We start from the raw sequence: 21,755 nt of genomic DNA, 5'->3' as shown, positions 1-21,755 counted from the left end.
TAACTGCATATGTCTCACTTTTATGTCATGAGTTCGCTATGAGTGCCATTACCTCCGTCGCGGCAACGCTGCGCCGAATTTCTGCCGATGATAACGCCGCAATTGCCCGCGTTATCCGCAAAGTTTCCGCTGAATACGGCCTGACCGCCGATAAAGGCTACACCGTTGCCGACCCTAATCTGGACGAATTGTTCCAGGTTTACAGCCAGCCGGGCGCGGCCTACTGGGTGGTTGAGCAAAACGGTGAAGTCGTGGGCGGCGGTGGTGTTGCACCGTTAGGATGTAGTGAACCAGACATTTGCGAGCTGCAAAAGATGTACTTCCTGTCGAGCGCGCGCGGTCAGGGGCTGGCGAAAAAACTGGCGCTGATGGCGCTTGAACATGCCCGTGAGCAAGGTTTCAAGCAGTGCTATCTTGAGACCACGGCGTTTCTGACTGAGGCAATCCGCCTGTATGAGCATTTAGGCTTTGAGCATATCAGCGAAGCGCTGGGCTGTACCGGGCACGTAGATTGTGAAGTGCGAATGTTAAAGCCCCTCTGACCTTACGCCGAGAGGCTTTAGCCGCGTTACTGCATCTCGGCTGAGAGCATCAGTCGAATAACGCCAGCCGCACGAGCGGTTGGCAGCTTCAGCACCTGTGACCATAAATCTTGCACCATTTCACAGACGACTTTCTCTTTGCCCACGCCTTTACTCGGATCGGCCATGATTTGGATATCCGGTCCAAAGCGCTGTACCAGCCCCGGACTGATGGATTGCAGATCCTGAAGCGCCAACTGTTTTTCTTCCGCCGTAACCGTATGTTTGTTCGGGCCATAGGCCGCGTGCATCATACTCATGTCGCTGGCCATACGACGGTTCATGAGCTCGCGCGGAATAATACGCACCGGGTTAATCCCGCCTTTCACAGCCGGGAACAAAAAGCGAAAACATTCGTCATTACCCACTTTTGCCACCGCGGCAATCTGCTCGAGATTAATCTTCATATACTCGATCACGTTGGCATCAGGCGCCTGCTGCAAACGCGCCATCTGTACCTGTAGGATCTGCGGCTGAATAGCGTCGATAATCTGTTGCTCGTTTTTCCCCGCCTCTTTCAGCTGCGTTGCCTGGGTGAGGATGTTCTGCCACAGCGCTGGCTCCTGCTCCTTAAGCACCTGATAAACGGGCATGGACAGCATCGCGTTTTCAAATTTCTGCGCATCCGTCAGACCATAATCCGGGCTTTCGCGTGGGATCAGGTAGTGCACATCAAACAGATTCCACGCGATAATCGCCACCACAAAGACCACCGCGCCGGAGACCTTGCCCAGCCAGCCTTTTTTGCGAAACATGCCGACGACGATAGCAATCACCGCCCCGATATAACCTGCCAACAAAACGTGTGCCCAGTTCATTAACCATCCTTATGCCAAATCGTCTCTGTTACAGGGATATATTTCCCCTTCGATGTTTTGATTATTACGGCAGCAGCGAGCTATTTCCAGCCACCAGATTTTGCTAACAGAAACAGGAAGGATTAAACCGCGCGGCGATGGGCACCGCGCGTCAAAGAAAGGAACTAAGCTGGCACACCGCTGTGAAAGCGGAATTCATCGTCAGGAGAGGTGATCAACGCGGCTTCTACTTCGCCAAAAAACTGCACCCGGCTACTGATATCATCGATTGAAACCTGCTGCGCCAGCGCCAGGTAATCCTGATAGTGCCGCGCCTCGGATCGCAGCAGCGACAGATAAAACGCCTGCAAATCGTTATCCAGATACGGTGCGAGCGCGGCGAACCGTTCACAGGAACGCGCCTCAATGTAAGCCCCGCAAATCAGTTTATCGATTAATGTCAGCGGCTCGTGGGTGCGCACCTCTTTGAGCATGCCTTTGGCGTAACGGCTGGCGGTAATCTTAATATAGGGAATGTTGCGACTCATCATCGCCTCACGCACCTGCCAGAAATGATGCAGTTCTTCCTTGATCAGCAAAACCATGCTGTCGATAAGCTTGCGTCCCCACGGGTCGTCGGTTTGCGGCATCACGCTTTTGCTTATCTGTTTATTCAGCGCGATAAAATCCGGCTCATCCCCTTCTCTGAAAGCAAACGCTTCATAGGGTTTCAGCCAGTCCAGCAGCGCCTGAGATCCCTGTTTATCTGCGACATACTTACGCACCAGCAGCATCGCCGTTTGCGCCGCTTTCAGCTCACAGACGAGGTGATCGGTCAATAACAGAGGCAGATTAGCCGGGTCTCGCGCTTTATCAAGCCAGGCCTGGGGCGTTTTACAGTGCAGGAAATTGTGGATCGGGGAGAGTATTTGCAGGTAATCCATACATTGTCCTTGGCCTGCGGCAGCCTGGGCTACCGCAGGTCAGTAGATGACTTAGTGACGCACGCCGTCATCATCTTCGTCGACGAGATCTTCATCGTCGCCGTCTTCACCTTCTTCGCCGTTCGGGTCTTCAAAATAGGTGCCCCAACCGTCGTATTCCACATCATATTTTTCAGCCAGGTTCATCAGTTGCTCAACCTGAGCATCGATCAACTCCGCATTCAGTGCACATTCGCTCAAAATGTCACAGCAAATAACCGTGTCGCCTTCTTCCACTTCCAGCTCTTCCGGCTCGGTCACTTCATAACCCAGCTTGAAGGCTTCTACTGCCGCTTTTTCCAGGGTTTCGAAGTCATCCGCGGAAAGGTGATGCTCAATGGTGTACAGCGCGTCTGGATCGCTGCCATCTTCGAGTAACTCTTCAATAATCAAGCGCGTTTCTTCACGCTGTTCTTCCAGTAGTTCCGGGTTTGCCATGGCTCGTTCCTCATAATGTCCTGCCGATACTCTTATTGTCACATACCGCTGTCATTGCCTCCACCTTTCCAGGAAAGATTTGTTAAACAAGGTTGCAAATGAATAAACATACATATAAATTGAATTTTAATTCAATAAATGGCCTAAGCCATGTGAGGGAACCATGTCTGCGTTTTATCATAAACATTTTTTGAAACTGCTTGATTTCACCTCTGCTGAACTCACGTCACTGCTCCAGCTCGCCGCGCAGCTAAAGGCAGATAAGAAAAACGGCACTGAAGTCGCAAAGCTCACCGGTAAAAACATCGCGCTCATCTTCGAAAAAGACTCAACCCGCACCCGTTGCTCTTTCGAAGTTGCCGCATACGACCAGGGTGCTCGCGTGACGTATCTCGGGCCAAGCGGCAGCCAGATTGGCCATAAAGAGTCGATCAAAGACACCGCCCGCGTGCTCGGCCGCATGTACGACGGTATTCAGTATCGGGGCCACGGCCAGGAGATTGTCGAGACGCTGGCGGAATATGCCGGAGTTCCGGTGTGGAACGGATTAACCAACGAGTTTCATCCCACCCAGCTGCTGGCGGATCTGTTAACTATGCAGGAACACCTGCCGGGTAAAGCGTTTAATGAGATGACGCTGGTCTACACCGGTGATGCCCGCAACAATATGGGCAATTCCATGCTGGAAGCCGCTGCGTTAACCGGGCTGGATCTGCGCCTGGTCGCACCGCAGGCCTGCTGGCCAGAGGAAAGTCTGGTTGCAGAGTGCAAAGCGCTGGCACAGAAAAACGGCGGCAATATTACGCTGACCGAAGATGTCGCCGCGGGCGTGAAAGGTGCGGACTTTATCTATACCGACGTCTGGGTATCAATGGGCGAAGCAAAAGAGAAGTGGGCCGAACGTATTGCGCTGCTGCGTAAGTACCAGGTTAATAGCACGATGATGGCGTTGACCGGCAATCCACAGGTGAAATTCCTGCACTGCCTGCCCGCGTTTCATGACGATCAAACCACGCTTGGCAAACAAATGGCACAGGAATATGGTCTGCACGGCGGTATGGAAGTGACCGATGAGGTCTTTGAATCACCCGCCAGCATCGTATTTGATCAGGCGGAAAACCGGATGCACACCATCAAAGCGGTGATGGTGGCGACGCTGGCGAAGTGAGGGCATGGATCAAAAGAATGCCGGATGGCGATGCTAAGCATCTTATCCGGCCTACAACCGCGCTCTCGTAGGCCGGGCAAGGCGAAGCCGCCCCCGGCAAATACGCTTATGCCACTTGCATTTTCACTACGGCTTTGCGTACCAGCGCTGGAGCACCGACCGCGCACAGCGGTTTATGCACTTCACCCGGATAGAACACCACGAAATCACCTTCGTTCAGCACCACCGTTTTCTCCTGTACCCCTTCCGGCAGGAAGGCGATGTCTTTATCCGCCAGCCAGTCAGTTTCCGGCGCGCCCGCAGGCTGCGTGCTGAAGGTCATTCCTTCCTGGCCTTTGAGCAGGATCTGAATATCCAGATAGCGGGCGTGATACTCGGCGCGGCGCTGTGCAAACGGCTCCGTCATATCTTCGGCAATCAGATAAAACAGGCGATCGCCGTCAATGTCGTGCTTACCTTTTTCCGTCGCATCCGTCACATGCGCTTTAATGTGTTCAATTGCCTGACGCAGCTCTTCCGGCAGCCAGGCATCCAGGTTGTGAATATTGCCAACAATCATCTCAAACCCCTTAATTAAAACATCGTTTCATTTTAGTTGTTATACGAAAAAACGGCCTGCCATACTACTGCTATTTGCCGATATTTTGCGTCAACGCATGTTTATCGCTGATGGTGTTAAATAATTGCTAACTCTCAGCAACAGGTTATGCATAAACCTTGCATAACTTTCGGCCACCCTTTTTCAACCAGATCAGTAACCAACTGTTATTAAAAGTTTTATTAGAAAAACCAGCTATCGATCACAGTTCACCTCTCCTTCGCTATCCTTCTTCATCGTCATATTTATTTTGAAATAAACTTTACCGCGCAAATAATAAAATCATATATTCGCATAATAATTCACAACACAGAAAAAAGCACAAATAAATCAATGCATTACTTATATTGCAGCACACTAAAAGTGTACATAAAATTAACACCGATAAATAACAAGACATATTCCCGCGTAGTAATTCAATTATTCATATTTTTATTTTATTAATTCTCCGAGCCATATCATAAATTAAACATCAAAAGTCAAATATCGACCTGACTGTGAAATAAATCACGTTTCCTCATCAAATAAGATCTAAATATAGATTCCGAAATCAGCTGAAAAGTCATGACTGCAATAAATATTATTTGCAGGCACATCCTCTTTATTTTTTAAAATCGTATTAAAGGAATAATGATGGAAAAGCATTATGTCGGGTCTGAAATCGGTCAATTACGTAGCGTAATGCTACATCGCCCTAATCTCAGCTTAAAAAGGCTGACGCCATCAAATTGCCAGGAACTGCTTTTTGATGATGTTCTTTCGGTAGAACGTGCAGGAGAAGAGCATGACATTTTCGCCAACACGTTACGTCAGCAAGGGATTGAGGTTCTGTTACTCACTGATTTATTGACACAAACCTTAGATGTCCAAGATGCCAAAGACTGGTTGCTGGAGACACAAATCTCTGATTATCGCCTTGGCCCCGCTTTCGCCACGGATATTCGCGCCTGGCTTGCAGATATGCAGCATCGGGAACTCGCCCGGCATTTAAGCGGTGGGCTAACTTACGGAGAAATTCCTGCCTCAATCAAAAATATGGTGGTCGATACTCACGATATTAATGACTTTATTATGAAGCCATTACCAAACCACTTATTTACCCGCGACACCTCATGCTGGATATATAACGGTGTGTCAATTAACCCAATGGCAAAAACCGCGCGGCAAAGAGAAACCAATAACCTGCGGGCGATCTACCGTTGGCACCCTCAATTTGCTGATGGTGAATTTATTAAATATTTCGGCGATGAAAATATTAATTACGACCACGCCACATTAGAAGGTGGAGATGTGCTGGTCATTGGTCGCGGCGCGGTACTCATCGGTATGTCGGAACGCACCACGCCGCAGGGCATTGAATTCCTTGCCCAGTCGCTGTTTAAGCATCGCCAGGCTGAACGCGTCATCGCGGTTGAACTGCCGAAACATCGCTCCTGTATGCACCTCGATACCGTCATGACCCACATTGATATTGATACCTTCTCCGTCTACCCGGAAGTGGTACGCCCGGATGTCCAGTGCTGGACCCTGACGCCAGACGGGCGCGGCGGCTTGAAACGCACCCAGGAAAGTACTCTGGTACATGCCCTCGAAAAAGCGCTGGGCCTCGACCAAATCACGCTGATAACCACCGGAGGCGACGCCTTCGAAGCTGAACGCGAACAGTGGAATGACGCCAACAACGTCCTGACGCTACGCCCCGGTGTGGTCGTGGGCTACGAGCGCAACATCTGGACCAACGAGAAATACGACAAAGCAGGCATCACCGTTTTACCCATTCCTGGCGACGAACTTGGACGTGGACGCGGCGGCGCACGCTGCATGAGCTGCCCACTGGAACGCGACGGTATTTAAGGAGAAGTCATGGAAAACAAACCTACCCTGGTTGTGGCGTTGGGCGGCAATGCGCTGCTCAAACGCGGCGAGCCGCTGGAAGCTGACATCCAGCGCAAGAACATTGAGCTGGCGGCAAAAACTATCGCTCAGCTCACACAGCAATGGCGCGTGATTCTGGTGCACGGCAATGGCCCGCAGGTTGGACTTTTGGCGTTGCAAAACAGTGCGTATGCCAGCGTCACCCCCTATCCGCTCGACATTCTCGGCGCGGAAAGTCAGGGAATGATTGGCTATATGCTGCAACAGGCGCTGAAAAACCAGCTTCCACAGCGTGAAATTAGTGTGCTGCTGACTCAGGTTGAAGTCGATGCCCACGATCCAGCCTTCAGCAATCCGACCAAATATATCGGACCGATTTACGACGACGCTCAGGCTAAAACGCTACACGCGGAAAAGGGCTGGATTTTCAAAGCCGACGGCAAAGCGTTCCGCCGCGTTGTGCCCTCTCCACAACCCAAACGTATCGTTGAAAGTGATGCCATTCGTACATTGATCGCCCGCGATCATCTGGTGATTTGCAACGGCGGAGGCGGCGTACCGGTGGTGGAAAAAGCCGATGGCTACCACGGCATTGAAGCGGTGATCGACAAGGATCTCTCCGCCGCCCTACTCGCCCGCCAACTCCATGCCGATGCGTTGCTGATCCTCACCGATGCTGATGCCGTGTACCTCGACTGGGGCAAACCTACCCAGCGCCCACTGTCCCAGGTCACCCCGGAACTGCTCGGTGAAATGCAATTCGACGCCGGTTCAATGGGCCCCAAAGTCACCGCCTGCGCGGAATTCGTCTCTCACTGTCGTGGGATTGCTGGCATCGGTTCACTGGCCGACGGCTCGGCCATTCTCGCCGGCGACAAAGGCACGCTAATTCGTCTCGAAACCACCGACGCTAACGCGTAGGACTTTTTTTTGCCGGATGACGGCTTCGCCTTATCCGGCCTACATAAGGACATTTTCATGACTGTTAACCTGAAAAATCGCAATTTTCTCAAACTGCTGGACTACACCCCGACGGAAATCCAGTACCTGATCGATCTGGCTATCGAGTTAAAAACGGCAAAAAAGGCCGGGCGCGAAAGACAGACGCTGGTCGGTAAAAATATCGCGCTGATCTTCGAAAAAACCTCAACCCGTACCCGCTGTGCCTTTGAAGTCGGCGCTTTCGATCAAGGCGCACAGGTGACCTATCTCGGCCCAAGCGGATCGCAGATCGGCCATAAAGAATCAATGAAAGATACTGCCCGCGTGCTAGGCCGCATGTACGACGGCATTGAATATCGCGGATACGGCCAGGACATTGTGGAGGAACTGGGGCAATTTGCCGGAGTTCCTGTTTGGAATGGACTGACAAATGAATTTCACCCCACCCAGATCCTCGCGGATCTGATGACCATGCTGGAACACGCCCCGGGTAAAACCTTGCCGGAGCTGAGTTTCGCTTATCTCGGTGACGCCCGCAATAACATGGGTAATTCCCTGATGGTAGGCGCAGCGAAAATGGGGATGGATATCCGTCTGGTCGCACCTAAATCCTTCTGGCCTGACGAGGCACTGGTTGCCGAATGCCGTGAAATTGCCAGCGTGACTGGCGCACGCATTACGCTCACAGAGGATGTTGAGGAAGGCGTATACGACGTCGATTTCCTCTACACCGATGTCTGGGTCTCTATGGGCGAACCCAAAGAAGCCTGGGCAGAACGCGTTAGCCTGATGACGCCCTATCAAATTAACCAGCGGGTCATCAACGCAACCGGTAACCCCAATGTGAAATTTATGCACTGTCTGCCCGCCTTCCATAACGAGCACACAAAGGTTGGACGTGAAATCGAAATGGCCTACGGCCTGAAAGGGCTTGAAGTCACGGAAGAGGTTTTTGAGTCAGCTCATTCCATCGTCTTCGACGAAGCAGAGAACCGGATGCATACCATTAAAGCGGTAATGGTAGCGACCCTCGGCGACTAACCCCAGCGGGCGTATGTCGCCTGACGGCATATGCCCAAGCTATCCGGAGAACATCATGGGCAAATTCAAATTTCCCAGCGCATATACCATCCTGTTTATTCTCATTGCACTCGTCGCGGTTATGACCTGGATAGTCCCGGCAGGGAAATACCAGATGGCGATGAATGCTACTCTGGGCAAAGAAGTGCCAGTTGCCGGTACTTATGCCCCCACAGAGGCGCACCCGCAAGGTTTTACCGCTGTACTGCTGGCCCCGATTGACGGTCTTTACAACCACGAAACCTATACCGCAGGCGCAATTGATGTGGCGTTGTTTGTCCTGATTATTGGTGGGTTTCTCGGCGTAGTAAACAAAACAGGCGCCATCGACGCAGGTATCGAGCGCGTGACGGTCAGGTTGAAGGGTAAAGAGGAGTGGATGATCCCCATTCTAATGGGACTCTTCGCCGCCGGAGGTACGATTTACGGGATGGCGGAGGAATCACTCCCATTCTACACATTGCTGGTTCCGGTCATGATGGCCGCACGCTTTGATCCGTTGGTTGCCGCCGCCACTGTTCTGCTCGGCGCGGGCATTGGCACACTCGGCTCGACAATCAACCCTTTCGCAACGGTTATCGCGGCTAACGCCGCCGGGATCCCCTTCACCCAGGGAATGCTGATGCGCATTCTGCTGCTGATCGTCGGCTATGTTATCTGTGTGGTGTGGGTCATGCGTTATGCGCGCAAAGTCCGCAATCACCCGGAGTTGTCGATTGTGGCGGATAAAATGGAGGAAAACCGTGCGCATTTTCTCGGCAATCGCGGCAATACCAATCTTGAATTCACAGCCACGCGTAAGTGGATCCTGCTGATATTCGCCGCCGCCTTTGCGGTAATGATTTATGGCGTCGCGGTACTCGGATGGTGGATGGCAGAAATATCCGCAGTCTTTCTGGCTTCTGCCATTATCGTCGGCGTGATTGCCCGCATGAGTGAAGAAGCCTTCACCAGTACCTTCATTGACGGTGCGCGGGATCTGCTTGGCGTGGCGCTGATTATCGGCATTGCACGCGGAATCGTGGTGGTGATGGACAACGGCATGATCACCCACACTATTTTGCACAGCGCCGAAAATTTAGTCTCCGGTCTGTCCACCACCATTTTCATCAATGTGACCTACTGGCTGGAAGTATTGCTCTCCTTCCTGGTCCCTTCCTCGTCTGGCCTGGCGGTGCTCACGATGCCCATTATGGCCCCGCTGGCCGACTTCGCGCATGTCCCCAGGGATCTGGTCGTCACCGCGTATCAATCCGCTTCCGGCATTGTGAATCTGATTACACCCACCTCAGCCGTCGTGATGGGTGGGTTAGCCATCGCCCGTGTTCCTTACGTGCGATACCTGAAATGGGTCGCCCCGCTCCTGCTCATTTTGACGTTACTGAACATGGCCGTCCTGAGTATCGGCGCGATGTTGTAGCCCTTTTAGCCGTCGGATCCCGACGGCTTTTTTGAGCGCACTCTCGTTTTTCTGCGCAACCGCCCGTTTGAGCCGTTATTGATACTGCAAATGTGGTGAATTTCGCCATCACATTGATACAAATGATAAACTTAGGGTGTATTTATGAAGGAATTCGATGATTACTCGACCAAAGAGCAGAAACAATTGGCGATTTGTCAGCGCCTGATTAGCGAAAAAAGCTACCTTTCTCAGGAAGCGCTTCGCCGCGATCTCCAACACCATGGTTTTACCGGAATTAGCCAGTCAACGGTATCCCGTCTGCTGAAACTGCTCGGGGCTATAAAAATAAGAAATACAAAAGGGCAAAAAATTTATTCTGTAAATCCGCAATCGCGACCCGCTCCTGATGCTGCCCGATCGATTGCTGAAATGGTGGTCAGCGTTGAGCACAATAGCGAATTTATCCTCATCCACACGGCGGCAGGTTATGGCCGTGCCGTTGCCAGAATCCTCGATTACCACGCGTTACCAGAGATTCTGGGTGTCATCGCTGGCAGCAGTATTGTCTGGGTTGCGCCGCGAGTTGTGCAGCGAACGGGGCTGGTGCACAAGCAGATTAACTATCTATTTAAAATGAATTAAAATTCATAAGAACCGTTTGCGGTGAATAAATTGTGCATTTTCCGCTTGATCCCATAACGGAGCTGAGTATAATCGCGGACAATTTGCCGGGAGGATGTATGGTTCAGTGTGTACGACATTTTGTCTTACCGCGTCTGAAAAAGGACGCTGGCCTGCCGTTTTTCTTTCCGTTGATCACCCATTCCGAGCCCCTCAATTGAGGGGCTTTTTTTTTGCCCAGGCGTCAGGAGATAAACATGGCTAACCCGCTCTATCAAAAACACATCATTTCCATAAACGACCTCAGCCGCGATGACCTCAATCTGGTCCTCGCGACGGCGGCGAAATTAAAAGCTAACCCACAGCCGGAGCTGTTAAAGCATAAGGTTATCGCCAGTTGCTTCTTTGAAGCGTCAACCCGCACCCGTTTATCCTTTGAAACCTCCATGCACCGCCTGGGCGCCAGCGTGGTGGGTTTTTCTGACAGCAGCAACACGTCGCTGGGCAAAAAAGGCGAAACCCTGGCCGATACCATTTCCGTCATCAGCACCTATGTCGACGCCATCGTCATGCGTCATCCGCAGGAAGGCGCCGCGCGTTTGGCTACGGAGTTCTCCGGTAACGTTCCGGTACTGAACGCAGGCGACGGCTCCAACCAACATCCCACCCAAACGCTGCTGGACCTGTTTACCATTCAGGAAACTCAGGGTCGCCTGGACAATCTGCACATCGCCATGGTGGGTGACCTGAAATATGGCCGTACCGTCCACTCCCTGACCCAGGCGCTGGCGAAGTTCGAAGGTAATCGCTTCTACTTTATCGCCCCGGACGCGCTGGCCATGCCGCAATACATTCTGGATATGCTGAATGAAAAAGGTATTGCCTGGAGCCTGCACGGCACCATCGAAGAAGTGATGGCGGAGGTCGATATCCTCTACATGACCCGCGTACAAAAAGAACGTCTGGACCCGTCCGAATACGCCAACGTGAAAGCACAGTTTGTCCTGCGCGCCAGCGATTTGAACGGCGCCAGAGCGAACATGAAGGTGCTGCATCCGCTGCCGCGCATCGATGAAATCACCACCGACGTCGATAAGACGCCGCACGCCTGGTATTTCCAGCAGGCTGGCAACGGCATCTTCGCCCGCCAGGCGTTACTGGCATTGGTACTGAATAGCGAACTGGCACTGTAAGGGAGAAAAAGAGATGACACACGATAACAAACTGCAGGTTGAAGCCATCAAACGTGGCACCGTGATTGACCATATTCCCGCACAGGTTGGTTTTAAGCTGCTGACGCTGTTCAAACTGACGGAAACCGACCAACGTATCACCATCGGTCTAAACCTGCCGTCTGGCGAGATGGGTCGTAAGGATCTGATTAAAATCGAAAACACGTTCCTGACCGACGAGCAGGTAAACCAGCTCTCCCTGTACGCCCCGCAGGCAACGGTAAACCGCATTGACGATTACGACGTGGTGGGTAAATCACGTCCGAGCCTGCCTGAGCGTATCGATAACGTGCTGGTTTGCCCGAACAGCAACTGCATCAGTCATGCTGAGCCGGTTTCTTCCAGTTTTGCAGTGAAAAAACGTGCCGATGACATCGCACTCAAATGCAAATACTGTGAAAAAGAGTTTTCGCATTATGTGGTGCTGGCCAACTAATTAGGGTTGGTTATGAAATCCCGGCTCCCTATAATGAGCGGGAACATAAGGCTGCATTCCCTGATGAAAGGATGTAGCCTACCTTACCGCTGTAATTCAGGAGAAATCATGAGCAAGACTATCGCGACGGAAAATGCACCAGCAGCAATCGGCCCATACGTTCAGGGTGTTGACCTGGGTAGCATGATTATCACTTCCGGTCAGATCCCGGTCGATCCAAAAACCGGTGCCGTATCGGAAGACGTGTCCGCTCAGGCGCGTCAGTCGCTGGAAAACGTAAAAGCTATCGTAGAAGCTGCAGGCCTGAAAGTGGGCGATATCGTAAAAACGACCGTTTTCGTTAAAGACCTGAACGATTTCGCCACCGTAAACGCGACCTACGAAGCATTCTTCACCGAGCACAACGCGACCTTCCCGGCGCGTTCTTGCGTAGAAGTTGCCCGTCTGCCGAAAGACGTGAAAATCGAGATTGAAGCGATCGCCGTTCGTCGCTAAGTCTTATTAGAGAGCCCTGCTCTGGCAGGGTTCCTTACGCGTTGTTTTTTCACAAGCAATCTCTAACTGGAAAACTCAGCTCTCTGTCCTTGTTCGTTACGCTAACTGATTTATTCTCAATTTTTTTAAAATTCCAGTGATACAATTTCATTGTTCTTTTTTTCTGCGAATCTATATTTTTTGAAAAACAAACTCGACCTAATAGCCAATTAGCTTTTGAGCTATAAACATTAGCCTTGAGAACGTAGATACTATCATCATCTATCTTCTCTAAAGTATATATCACGCCATTATAAATTTTGAAGCTAACAAGTTTATTATAACGACCGACTGAATCGATTAAAAAAATGCAAATCAACAAAATACCAATTAACATGATAATTTTTATTCTGCATCGTTGTAAAGCAAACTTCATCAGTTCGGCCCCCATGAAAAGAGATAACCGGATGAACCAATAATAGCTTTATTTCCTGCCTGACACTCAATCGCTCCCCACTTCTCACTGGCCAAACGCAGGTCATGCTCATGACCGATTATGTTGTAAATATACCTGTAAGGCTGGAAGGGGTTATCAATTGGAGTATTTACTTCTCTTAATATAATGTTTCCAGCCGATTTTTCCAGGTAAACATATAAGCCATGCCACGAGATATTTTCCGCATAATGGATACTGGTATCATCATTACGGCACCATTGCACAACCAGAAGTTGATAGCTTTCACGTATGGGAGCCCAACAAGCCAAAACAACATAAATCATATAGAGAAAAGCGCAGAATGTAGCAACACTGAGAATTCTTCCCAGAAACAAAGAGCATCGATGCTCAGTCATGCCATTTCACCTCTGATTCAATGGTACCAAAAATATTGTACTCTCTGGCAAGGCATTCCTGATGAAATCTGCCCATGAAATCATCACTAACCGGAATAACACTACCTAAACGAACCTCAGAATTTGCGACAGTAACATTCCAGTTATACCTGTCAAAAAACTTAAACTGAAATTTCAAATTATAGCTACATAATCTACTACCATTGCTCATCGTATTTTTATACTTATCTTCAGAAATTAATACCTGTCCTTTGCCCCAATATTGATATCCACCAATAGCATAAAAAAGATCTGGATCGCTGGAAATAAAATCATCTGTACTAACAGACTCAGAAGTAAAAAAATGCTGCCCTGGTGATAAATTTCGACAAAATACTTTCGCCTCATTCAACTCACTTACATAATTATCTCTTAACTGATTTGATTTGCTCATCAGGTCGAATAAATTAATATGTACATCTTCACCAGTGTTTTGCAGATAATGTAATAAATGGTCCCGAGCAACGGGATAACGATATTTTAAATAAAAGCTACCCTCGACCAATTGCTCTAAGTAACATTTATAGTGATATAATTGTTCAGAAAAGTGACCAGCACCACACCATTCACCACTCCCAGCATCTATAATATATTCAGGATCTTCTTTTCCCAATATATAATTTGACACAATCATTCCCTGTAAATAATTAACATACTCTGATGTTAACATTTACAATGTACCCTCTTCTGTTGAAGGGCATTAGCAATTCCATAATTCAGAATAAATTTAGAAGAATTGAACAGGCAAAACCAAAACCTGTTGCTGACCACCTCCATAGGAGATGGTTTTTATGCAGATCCAGAAATGCCGAATGGCTTCGTGAACGCCATCCGGCAGAGAAATAAAAAGATTACTGCCAGCCGTAGCGGCGGCTATAAAAACCTTTCACAAGCTGGGTTAATGTCATGTAACCCGCCAGAATCGCAATCAGCCACGGGAAGTAGCTCAGCGGCAGCGCCTGCAATTGCAGATAGCTGGCCAACGGCGAGAACGGTAATGCAATGCCCACCACCATTACCACCAGCGTCATCAGCATCAGCGGCCATGCGGCGCGGCTTTGGATGAACGGCACGCGACGGGTACGGATCATATGCACAATCAGCGTTTGCGACAGCAGGCCCACCACGAACCAGCCAGACTGGAACAATGTCTGATGTTCAGGCGTATTGGCATGGAAGACGAACCACATCAGGCAGAAAGTCAGAATGTCAAAGATCGAGCTGATCGGTCCAAAGAAGATCATAAAGCGGCCCAACTCGGCGGGATTCCAGCGCTGCGGCTTTTTGATCTGCTCTTCATCAACGTTATCAAACGGAATCGCCACCTGGGATACATCGTACAGCAGGTTCTGAATCAGTAAGTGCAACGGCAACATCGGCAGGAACGGTAAGAAGGCGCTCGCCACCAGCACGCTAAACACATTACCGAAGTTAGAACTGGCCGTCATTTTGATGTACTTCAGCATGTTAGAGAAGGTGCGGCGTCCTTCGATTACCCCTTCTTCCAGCACCATCAGGCTCTTTTCCAGCAGGATGATATCAGCCGCTTCACGGGCAATATCAACCGCGCCGTCAACGGAGATACCAATGTCCGCCGCGCGCAGCGCCGGAGCGTCGTTAATGCCATCCCCCATAAAGCCGACCACATGACCTTCGCGCTTGAGCAGTGTGACAATACGCTCCTTGTGCATTGGCGTCAGGCGAGCAAACAGCGTGGTGCGCTGGGCAAGCGTTGCCAGCTCGTCGTCACTTAACCCCTCAATGCTACTACCGATAACCACATCGCCCGCATCCAGCCCCACTTCATGACACACTTTCGCCGCCACCAGCTCGCTATCGCCCGTCAGAATTTTCACCGTAATACCGCTGGCTTTCAGCGCCTTAAGCGCCGGTGCGGTGGTCTCTTTCGGCGGATCGAGGAACGCGATATAGCCTTCGAGGATCAGATCGGATTCGTCAATACGCTGGTAATCACCTTCACGCGCTGGCAGGTATTTCGTCGCCACCGCCACCACGCGCAGCCCCTGGCGGTTCAGCGTGTCCGTGACGCGTTTCACCCGACGCAGCATGTTGTCATCTAACGGGACTATCTCGCCGTTGTGACGCACCTGGGTACACACGCTGAGGATCTCCTGCAGCGCGCCTTTACAGACCAACTGGTGCACATCGGTTTCTTCTGCCACCACCACCGACATGCGGCGACGTTCGAAATCAAACGGGATCTCATCGATTTTTTGCCAGCGGGTAGAGAGCCGACGGGCGGATTCTTCGTCCACGCCTTCCAGCACTGCCGTATCCAGCAGATTCTTCAGCCCGGTCTGGTAGTGGCTGTTCAGCCACGCAGAATGCAGGACGTGTTCGCTGGGCTTTCCAGATATATCAGTATGATTCTCCAGCACTATTTTATCTTGTGTCAGAGTGCCGGTTTTATCGGTGCACAGAATATCCATCGCGCCAAAGTTCTGGATAGCGTCGAGGTGTTTAACGATAACCTTTTGTTTTGACAGCTTCACCGCCCCACGCGCCAGCGTCGAGGTGACGATCATCGGCAGCATTTCTGGAGTCAGTCCCACCGCCACAGACAGCGCAAACAGCGCCGCTTCCCACCAGTCACCTTTGGTATAACCGTTGATGATCAGCACAATCGGCGCCATCACCAGCATAAAGCGGATCAGCAGCATGCTGACGCGGCTGATCCCTTTCTGGAAGGCATTCTGCTCGCTTTCCTGCTCGCTGACGCGGCCCGCCAGTTGCCCGAACCAGGTATTGGCCCCGGTCGCAATCACGATGGCCTGCGCCGTGCCGCTCACCACATTGGTGCCCATAAAGCACAGGGTATCGCATTCCAGCGGGTTGCTTTGCTGCGGGTCGCGGCTGGTTGCAACTTTCTCTACCGGCAGCGATTCACCGGTCAGCGAAGCCTGAGCCACAAACAGGTCACGAGCCTGTACCACGCGCAGATCGGCCGGGATCATATCCCCTGCCGCCAGTTTGATAATATCGCCAGGAACCAACTGATCGATCGGCAGTTCAACCCAACCGTTCTCCCCTTTCTCGTTGATAACGCGCAGCACCGTGGCGGTGTTGCTGACCATCGCTTTCAACGCATCCGCCGCTTTGGTGGAACGCGCCTCCTGCACAAAATTCAGCAGCGTCGAGATGGCGACCATCAGAGCGATGACGCCAGCAGCGAACAGATCCTCGGTGGCATAGGAAATCGCACCAAGGATAGTCAGCAGAATATTAAACGGGTTGCGGTAGCAGACCCACAGATGCACCCACCAGGGCGACGGCTTCTGCGCCGGCAACTGGTTTTCGCCATGGATTTCGCGAGCGTTCTCGACTTCTGCGGCGTTCAACCCTTCTGGGTGCGCGCCGAACGTTTTCCACAGCGCGGCTTCGTCCATCAGCGCCATTTTCAGGCAATGTTCGCTCAGCGAGGGTGGGATCGGCGTGCTGGCAACGGTTTGCGCATTGGGTAGCGGATCGCGATGCACCAGACGATGCGGTAGATGGCGGTTTAGCCGGGCAAATAGCTGGCGAGTAATATTTTTGAACATAGGCAGTCCCCCTGCACCAGTATAAACAGGCGCAGTAAATCCTTCAGGCGTGGCAAAGCCTTGCCTGATGGCAATCTCAAAATCGTAACAGGGACGTCAGAACGTCACTGTCTTACGCATCCGGTAAGACAGTGAAAGACAGGCTTACCGGAAAGGGTTGTTTCTCCGTCTCGGGAGAGGGGTGGGATCGGGATCCATATAGCCTCCGGTAAGTGAAAGATTTGCGCTGCGGATTATACGCAGAAAACCATAAGGTTTGTGGCAATTATGGCGGTATGATACAGCACGGAAACTAAACCAAATGTATACCAGACTTTGCCCATTGCACTGCGCTTGAGTAAAGTTATTCTCTATTTGGCATAACTTCACACGCAACATGGGAAAACAGGATGCAAAATCGGCTGACCATTAAAGACATCGCCCGCTTAAGCGGTGTGGGAAAATCAACCGTTTCCCGTGTGCTCAACAATGAAAGCGGCGTGAGTGAACGCACCCGCGAGCGCGTTGAAGCGGTGATGAATCAGCACGGTTTTTCCCCTTCCCGCTCCGCACGCGCCATGCGTGGGCAAAGCGACAAGGTAGTGGCGATTATCGTCACGCGTCTGGACTCGCTTTCGGAAAATCTCGCCGTGCAGACCATGCTGCCCGCCTTTTATGAACAGGGTTACGATCCGATCATGATGGAAAGCCAGTTCTCACCCGAACTGGTTGAAGAACATCTCGGCATGCTCCGACGCCGCAACATTGACGGTGTGGTGCTGTTCGGTTTTACCGGCATTACTGAATCCATGCTCACCACCTGGCAGGATTCGCTGGTGCTGCTGGCAAGAGATGCCAAAGGCTTTGCCTCGGTCTGCTATGACGATGAGGGTGCCATTCGCACCCTGATGCAGCGTTTATATGAACGCGAGCATCGCCATATTAGCTTTCTTGGCGTTCCTCATAGCGACGTGACCACCGGTAAGCGCCGCCATGAAGCTTATCTGGCATTCTGTAAGAAACACAAACTGCATCCGGTTGCCGCGCTGCCGGGTCTGGCCATGAAGCAGGGCTATGAGCAGGCCGCCAGCGTCATCACCCCGGAAACCACCGCACTAGTCTGCGCGACGGACACCCTCGCCCTTGGGGTCAGCAAATACCTGCAGGAGCAGCGAATTGAGAACCTGCAGTTGGCGAGCGTGGGCAGCACGCCGCTGATGAAATTCCTCCATCCGGAAATTATCACCGTCGACCCAGGATACGCCGAAGCCGGGCGACAAGCGGCCTCGCAGCTGATCGAGCAGATCAACGGCCGCAGCGAACCACGACAAATCGTTATTCCTTCCACCCTCTCCTGAGCGCTTTCTGAGCGTTAATTTGTGATCTTCGCTGCGTTTCGGGAACGTTCCCATTTTTAAATATTCATCGACGATATACTCTGGCGCCAACAACGCGAGAGTTGCCGGATGGCGACCTAACGCGTCTTATCCGGCCTACGGGGAACACACGTCATCATGAGCAAAATAAAACAAGCAGACATCGACCGGCTGATTGAGCTGGTAGGCGGGCGCGACAATATCGCCACGGTAAGCCACTGCATTACTCGCCTGCGTTTTGTGCTGAATCAGCCTGCGAACGCCAGGCCGAAAGAGATCGAACAGTTGCCGATGGTCAAAGGCTGCTTCACCAACGCCGGGCAATTTCAGGTGGTGATTGGCACCGAGGTAGGTGATTACTACAAAGCGCTGCTGGCGACTACCGGACAAGCCAGCGCCGACAAAGAGCAGGCGAAAAAAGCGGCACGGCAGAATATGAAATGGCATGAACAGCTGATTTCTCATTTTGCGGAGATCTTCTTCCCGCTGCTGCCCGCGCTGATTAGCGGCGGCTTGATCTTAGGTTTCCGTAACGTGATCGGCGATCTGCCGATGAGCAATGGCCAGACGCTGGCGCAGATGCATCCTTCGCTGAAAACCCTTTACGACTTCCTGTGGCTGATTGGCGAGGCGATCTTCTTCTATTTGCCGGTCGGGATCTGCTGGTCGGCGGTGAAGAAAATGGGCGGTACGCCGATCCTCGGTATTGTGCTGGGCGTAACCCTGGTTTCACCGCAGTTAATGAACGCTTATTTGCTCGGTCAGCAGGTACCGGAAGTGTGGAACTTCGGCCTGTTCAGCATTGAGAAAGTGGGCTACCAGGCGCAGGTCATTCCGGCATTGCTGGCTGGTCTGGCGCTCGGGTTTATTGAAACACGCATGAAGCGCATCGTGCCGGATTACCTGTATCTGGTGATCGTCCCGGTGTGCTCGCTGATCATTGCGGTGTTCCTCGCGCACGCCTTCATCGGTCCGTTTGGTCGCATGATCGGCGACGGTGTCGCGTTTGCGGTCCGCCATCTGCTGACCGGCAGTTTTGCTCCGATTGGCGCGGCCCTGTTCGGCTTCCTGTACGCCCCGCTGGTGATCACCGGTGTGCATCAGACCACACTGGCTATCGACATGCAGATGATTCAGAGCATGGGCGGCACGCCGGTATGGCCACTGATCGCACTGTCGAATATCGCTCAGGCTTCTGCGGTGGTCGGGATCATTATCTCCAGTCGCAAGCACAACGAACGTGAAATCTCCGTTCCTGCCGCGATCTCTGCTTATCTTGGAGTAACTGAACCAGCAATGTACGGGATCAACCTGAAATACCGCTTCCCGATGCTGTGCGCGATGATCGGCTCCGGTCTCGCCGGACTGCTGTGCGGCCTGAACGGTGTGCTGGCAAACGGGATTGGCGTCGGCGGTTTGCCGGGCATCCTCTCCATCCAGCCGACTTATTGGCAGGTATTTGGCATGGCGATGGTCATTGCGATTGTTATCCCAATGATACTGACCTCATTTGTTTACCAGCGTAAATACCGTCTGGGCACATTACAAATTATCTAACTTTTCTTCGGGGCGCAGTTGCGCCCCAGCGTATTTCCAGGAAACAACCATGAATATTCCCCACTGGTGGCAAAACGGCGTTATCTATCAGGTTTACCCCAAGAGTTTTCAGGACACTACCGGCAGCGGCACCGGCGATTTACGCGGCGTGACGCAGCGCCTCGACTATCTGCAAAAACTGGGAGTCGATGCCATCTGGCTGACGCCATTCTATATTTCGCCGCAGGTTGATAACGGTTACGACGTCGCAGATTACCTGTCTGTCGATCCGGCCTACGGTACGCTGGAAGATTTTGACGAACTGGTGACGCAGGCGAAAGCGCGCGGCATCCGTATTATTCTCGATATGGTGTTTAACCACACCTCAACCCAGCACGCCTGGTTTCGTGAAGCGCTGGATAAAGACAGCCCGTATCGTCAGTTTTATCTCTGGCGCGACGGCACGCCAGACAGCCCGCCGAATAACTGGCGTTCCAAATTTGGCGGTAACGCCTGGGGCTGGCACGCCGAAAGCGAGCAGTACTATCTGCACCTCTTTGCTCCGGAGCAGGCCGATCTGAACTGGGAAAATCCGGCGGTACGCGCCGAGCTAAAAAAAGTCTGTGAGTTCTGGGCCGATCGCGGCGTGGACGGATTGCGCCTCGACGTGGTGAATCTTATCTCTAAAGATCAGGACTACCCGAACGATCCCGACGGCGATGGGCGGCGTTTTTATACAGATGGCCCGCGCGCGCATGCGTTTTTACGCGAGATGAACCGTGACGTCTTCACGCCACGCGGCCTGATGACGGTGGGCGAGATGTCTTCCACCACACTGGAAAACTGCCAGCAGTACGCCGCACTCGATGGCAGCGAACTGTCGATGACCTTTAACTTTCACCACCTGAAAGTGGATTACCCCAACGGTGAGAAGTGGACGTTAGCCAAACCCGATTATGTCGCGCTGAAAACCCTGTTCCGTCACTGGCAGCAAGGCATGCACAATCAGGCCTGGAACGCGCTGTTCTGGTGTAACCACGATCAGCCGCGCATCGTGTCGCGTTTTGGCGATGAAGGTAAATACCGCATTCCGTCGGCCAAAATGCTGGCGATGGTGCTGCATGGCATGCAGGGCACGCCCTATATCTACCAGGGTGAAGAGATCGGCATGACCAACCCGCACTTCAGCCAGATTACCGATTATCGCGATGTGGAAAGCCATAACATGTTTGCCGAACTGAACGGTCAGGGGCGGGATGCCGACGAACTGCTGGCGATCCTCGCCAGTAAATCCCGCGATAACAGCCGCACGCCGATGCAGTGGGATGCCAGCCAACACGCGGGCTTTACCGAGGGCGAGCCATGGATCAATCTGTGTGACAACGCGGCGGAGATCAACGTGGCGGCTGCGCTGAGTGATGTCGACTCGGTGTTCTACACCTATCAGCGGCTTATCGCATTGCGCAAAGCGGAGCCAGTTATAACCTGGGGCGACTATCAGGATCTGTTACCGGACAGCCCACATCTGTGGTGTTACCAACGCGAGTGGCAAGGGCAGCGGCTGCTGGTCATTGCTAATCTGAGCGATGCCTTCCAGAACTGGCAACCAGCCCAAGCCGATGGAAACTGGCAGGTGCTGATGCACAACTATGCCGAGGTCGCCAGCCAACCTGGGGACATGACACTGCGTCCTTTTGAGGCCGTCTGGTGGTTGCAGAAGTAACGCCGCAAAGATACGGATAAGCATCTTTATCCGTATCTTTTATTGTCACCCCTAAACCACCTC

General features: G+C 52.0%; 25 protein-coding genes. 16 read left to right on the top strand and 9 right to left on the bottom strand.

Annotation, left to right across the window (positions count from 1 at the left end; genetic code table 11):
• The first annotated feature begins 38 nt into the window (after nt 1–38).
• Nucleotides 39–542, top strand: a complete 504-nt coding sequence (locus OGV71_RS19255) for a GNAT family N-acetyltransferase (protein ID WP_003025856.1) — start codon at nt 39–41, stop codon at nt 540–542.
• A 26-nt stretch (nt 543–568) separates the two neighbouring features.
• On the opposite strand, the gene OGV71_RS19250 is transcribed toward OGV71_RS19255, so the two are convergent.
• From OGV71_RS19250 to rraB, 3 genes are all read right to left on the bottom strand, one after another.
• Nucleotides 569–1,399: a topoisomerase II gene (locus OGV71_RS19250; protein ID WP_086504852.1), complete on the bottom strand. Its 831-nt coding sequence runs from the start codon at nt 1,397–1,399 to the stop codon at nt 569–571.
• Nucleotides 1,400–1,563: 164 nt separating this feature from the next.
• Nucleotides 1,564–2,322: a tRNA isopentenyl-2-thiomethyl-A-37 hydroxylase MiaE gene (gene miaE, locus OGV71_RS19245; RefSeq protein WP_204584186.1), complete on the bottom strand. Its 759-nt coding sequence runs from the start codon at nt 2,320–2,322 to the stop codon at nt 1,564–1,566.
• Nucleotides 2,323–2,373: 51 nt separating this feature from the next.
• The gene (rraB, locus tag OGV71_RS19240; RefSeq protein WP_003025845.1) at nt 2,374–2,799 is read right to left on the bottom strand and encodes a ribonuclease E inhibitor RraB; all 426 of its coding nucleotides are present in this window, start codon (nt 2,797–2,799) and stop codon (nt 2,374–2,376) included.
• Nucleotides 2,800–2,897: 98 nt separating this feature from the next.
• Here rraB and argL point away from each other — a divergent pair, with 98 nt between their 5' ends.
• Nucleotides 2,898–2,993 (top strand): putative translational regulatory protein ArgL, encoded by a 96-nt coding sequence (gene argL, locus OGV71_RS25630; RefSeq protein ID WP_370766361.1) that lies wholly within the window; start codon nt 2,898–2,900, stop codon nt 2,991–2,993.
• Nucleotides 2,963–3,967, top strand: coding sequence for an ornithine carbamoyltransferase (gene argF / locus OGV71_RS19235; RefSeq protein WP_003844898.1), 1,005 nt, complete (start codon nt 2,963–2,965; stop codon nt 3,965–3,967). Before argL ends, argF (OGV71_RS19235) begins: the two co-directional genes overlap by 31 nt.
• Before the next feature lie 106 nt (nt 3,968–4,073).
• Here the strand turns inward: argF (OGV71_RS19235) and OGV71_RS19230 are convergent, their stop codons facing one another.
• Nucleotides 4,074–4,526: a YhcH/YjgK/YiaL family protein gene (locus OGV71_RS19230; RefSeq protein WP_003839618.1), complete on the bottom strand. Its 453-nt coding sequence runs from the start codon at nt 4,524–4,526 to the stop codon at nt 4,074–4,076.
• A 672-nt stretch (nt 4,527–5,198) separates the two neighbouring features.
• Here OGV71_RS19230 and arcA point away from each other — a divergent pair.
• The 5 genes from arcA (at nt 5,199) to OGV71_RS19205 (ending at nt 10,506) form a co-directional block, all read left to right on the top strand.
• The gene (gene arcA, locus OGV71_RS19225; RefSeq protein ID WP_003025834.1) at nt 5,199–6,419 is read left to right on the top strand and encodes an arginine deiminase; all 1,221 of its coding nucleotides are present in this window, start codon (nt 5,199–5,201) and stop codon (nt 6,417–6,419) included.
• A gap of 9 nt (nt 6,420–6,428) precedes the next feature.
• Nucleotides 6,429–7,361: a carbamate kinase gene (gene arcC / locus OGV71_RS19220; protein ID WP_088902785.1), complete on the top strand. Its 933-nt coding sequence runs from the start codon at nt 6,429–6,431 to the stop codon at nt 7,359–7,361.
• A gap of 57 nt (nt 7,362–7,418) precedes the next feature.
• On the top strand, nt 7,419–8,423 hold the full coding sequence (gene argF / locus OGV71_RS19215; RefSeq protein WP_003025826.1) for an ornithine carbamoyltransferase: 1,005 nt from the start codon (nt 7,419–7,421) through the stop codon (nt 8,421–8,423).
• Nucleotides 8,424–8,478: 55 nt separating this feature from the next.
• Nucleotides 8,479–9,882 carry a YfcC family protein gene (locus tag OGV71_RS19210; protein WP_204584188.1) on the top strand — a complete coding sequence of 468 codons (1,404 nt, stop codon included), beginning with the start codon at nt 8,479–8,481 and terminating at the stop codon, nt 9,880–9,882.
• A gap of 144 nt (nt 9,883–10,026) precedes the next feature.
• Nucleotides 10,027–10,506, top strand: coding sequence for an arginine repressor (locus tag OGV71_RS19205; protein WP_003839609.1), 480 nt, complete (start codon nt 10,027–10,029; stop codon nt 10,504–10,506).
• Here OGV71_RS19205 and OGV71_RS19200 read toward each other — a convergent pair.
• Nucleotides 10,503–10,625 carry a hypothetical protein gene (locus OGV71_RS19200; protein WP_085951582.1) on the bottom strand — a complete coding sequence of 41 codons (123 nt, stop codon included), beginning with the start codon at nt 10,623–10,625 and terminating at the stop codon, nt 10,503–10,505. The two genes, OGV71_RS19205 and OGV71_RS19200, sit on opposite strands and share 4 nt — an antisense overlap.
• Between OGV71_RS19200 and pyrL the strand changes: the two genes are divergently transcribed.
• The 5 genes from pyrL to ridA all read left to right on the top strand — a co-directional run bounded on the left by pyrL (nt 10,605) and on the right by ridA (nt 12,648).
• Nucleotides 10,605–10,706, top strand: a complete 102-nt coding sequence (gene pyrL / locus OGV71_RS19195; RefSeq protein ID WP_003025819.1) for a pyr operon leader peptide — start codon at nt 10,605–10,607, stop codon at nt 10,704–10,706. The genes OGV71_RS19200 and pyrL overlap by 21 nt on opposite strands.
• On the top strand, nt 10,687–10,740 hold the full coding sequence (locus OGV71_RS25525) for a pyrBI operon leader peptide (RefSeq protein WP_106875647.1): 54 nt from the start codon (nt 10,687–10,689) through the stop codon (nt 10,738–10,740). The genes pyrL and OGV71_RS25525 overlap by 20 nt, the downstream gene beginning before the upstream one ends.
• A gap of 2 nt (nt 10,741–10,742) precedes the next feature.
• On the top strand, nt 10,743–11,678 hold the full coding sequence (gene pyrB, locus OGV71_RS19190) for an aspartate carbamoyltransferase (RefSeq protein WP_003025818.1): 936 nt from the start codon (nt 10,743–10,745) through the stop codon (nt 11,676–11,678).
• Nucleotides 11,679–11,691: 13 nt separating this feature from the next.
• Entirely contained in the window at nt 11,692–12,153 is a 462-nt protein-coding gene (gene pyrI / locus OGV71_RS19185) for an aspartate carbamoyltransferase regulatory subunit (RefSeq protein ID WP_003025816.1), read from the top strand.
• A 108-nt stretch (nt 12,154–12,261) separates the two neighbouring features.
• Nucleotides 12,262–12,648 (top strand): 2-iminobutanoate/2-iminopropanoate deaminase, encoded by a 387-nt coding sequence (gene ridA / locus OGV71_RS19180; RefSeq protein ID WP_071696512.1) that lies wholly within the window; start codon nt 12,262–12,264, stop codon nt 12,646–12,648.
• Between the two features lie 414 nt (nt 12,649–13,062).
• Here the strand turns inward: ridA and OGV71_RS19175 are convergent, their stop codons facing one another.
• The 4 genes from OGV71_RS19175 to mgtL form a co-directional block, all read right to left on the bottom strand.
• Complete coding sequence (locus OGV71_RS19175; RefSeq protein WP_286533842.1) at nt 13,063–13,479, bottom strand: hypothetical protein; 417 nt, start codon at nt 13,477–13,479, stop codon at nt 13,063–13,065.
• A complete protein-coding gene (locus OGV71_RS19170) occupies nt 13,472–14,188 on the bottom strand; it encodes a hypothetical protein (RefSeq protein ID WP_286533840.1) in 717 nt (238 codons plus the stop codon). The genes OGV71_RS19175 and OGV71_RS19170 overlap by 8 nt, the downstream gene beginning before the upstream one ends.
• A 181-nt stretch (nt 14,189–14,369) precedes the next feature.
• Nucleotides 14,370–17,078 (bottom strand): magnesium-translocating P-type ATPase, encoded by a 2,709-nt coding sequence (mgtA, locus tag OGV71_RS19165; RefSeq protein WP_048216915.1) that lies wholly within the window; start codon nt 17,076–17,078, stop codon nt 14,370–14,372.
• A 144-nt stretch (nt 17,079–17,222) separates the two neighbouring features.
• A complete protein-coding gene (mgtL, locus tag OGV71_RS25520; protein WP_191229402.1) occupies nt 17,223–17,276 on the bottom strand; it encodes a mgtA regulatory leader peptide MgtL in 54 nt (17 codons plus the stop codon).
• Nucleotides 17,277–17,467: 191 nt separating this feature from the next.
• Here mgtL and treR point away from each other — a divergent pair, with 191 nt between their 5' ends.
• From treR to treC, 3 genes are all read left to right on the top strand, one after another.
• The gene (gene treR / locus OGV71_RS19160; RefSeq protein WP_003025788.1) at nt 17,468–18,415 is read left to right on the top strand and encodes a trehalose operon repressor TreR; all 948 of its coding nucleotides are present in this window, start codon (nt 17,468–17,470) and stop codon (nt 18,413–18,415) included.
• 156 nt (nt 18,416–18,571) lie between these two features.
• A complete protein-coding gene (gene treB, locus OGV71_RS19155; RefSeq protein ID WP_003025786.1) occupies nt 18,572–19,990 on the top strand; it encodes a PTS trehalose transporter subunit IIBC in 1,419 nt (472 codons plus the stop codon).
• A gap of 49 nt (nt 19,991–20,039) precedes the next feature.
• Nucleotides 20,040–21,692, top strand: a complete 1,653-nt coding sequence (gene treC, locus OGV71_RS19150) for an alpha,alpha-phosphotrehalase (RefSeq protein WP_204584190.1) — start codon at nt 20,040–20,042, stop codon at nt 21,690–21,692.
• Nucleotides 21,693–21,755: the final 63 nt, after the last annotated feature.

It is taken from the genome of Citrobacter sp. Cf088, from assembly GCF_030334295.1.
GTDB lineage: Bacteria > Pseudomonadota > Gammaproteobacteria > Enterobacterales > Enterobacteriaceae > Citrobacter > Citrobacter freundii.
This window is presented reverse-complemented; position numbering and strand designations above follow the sequence as displayed.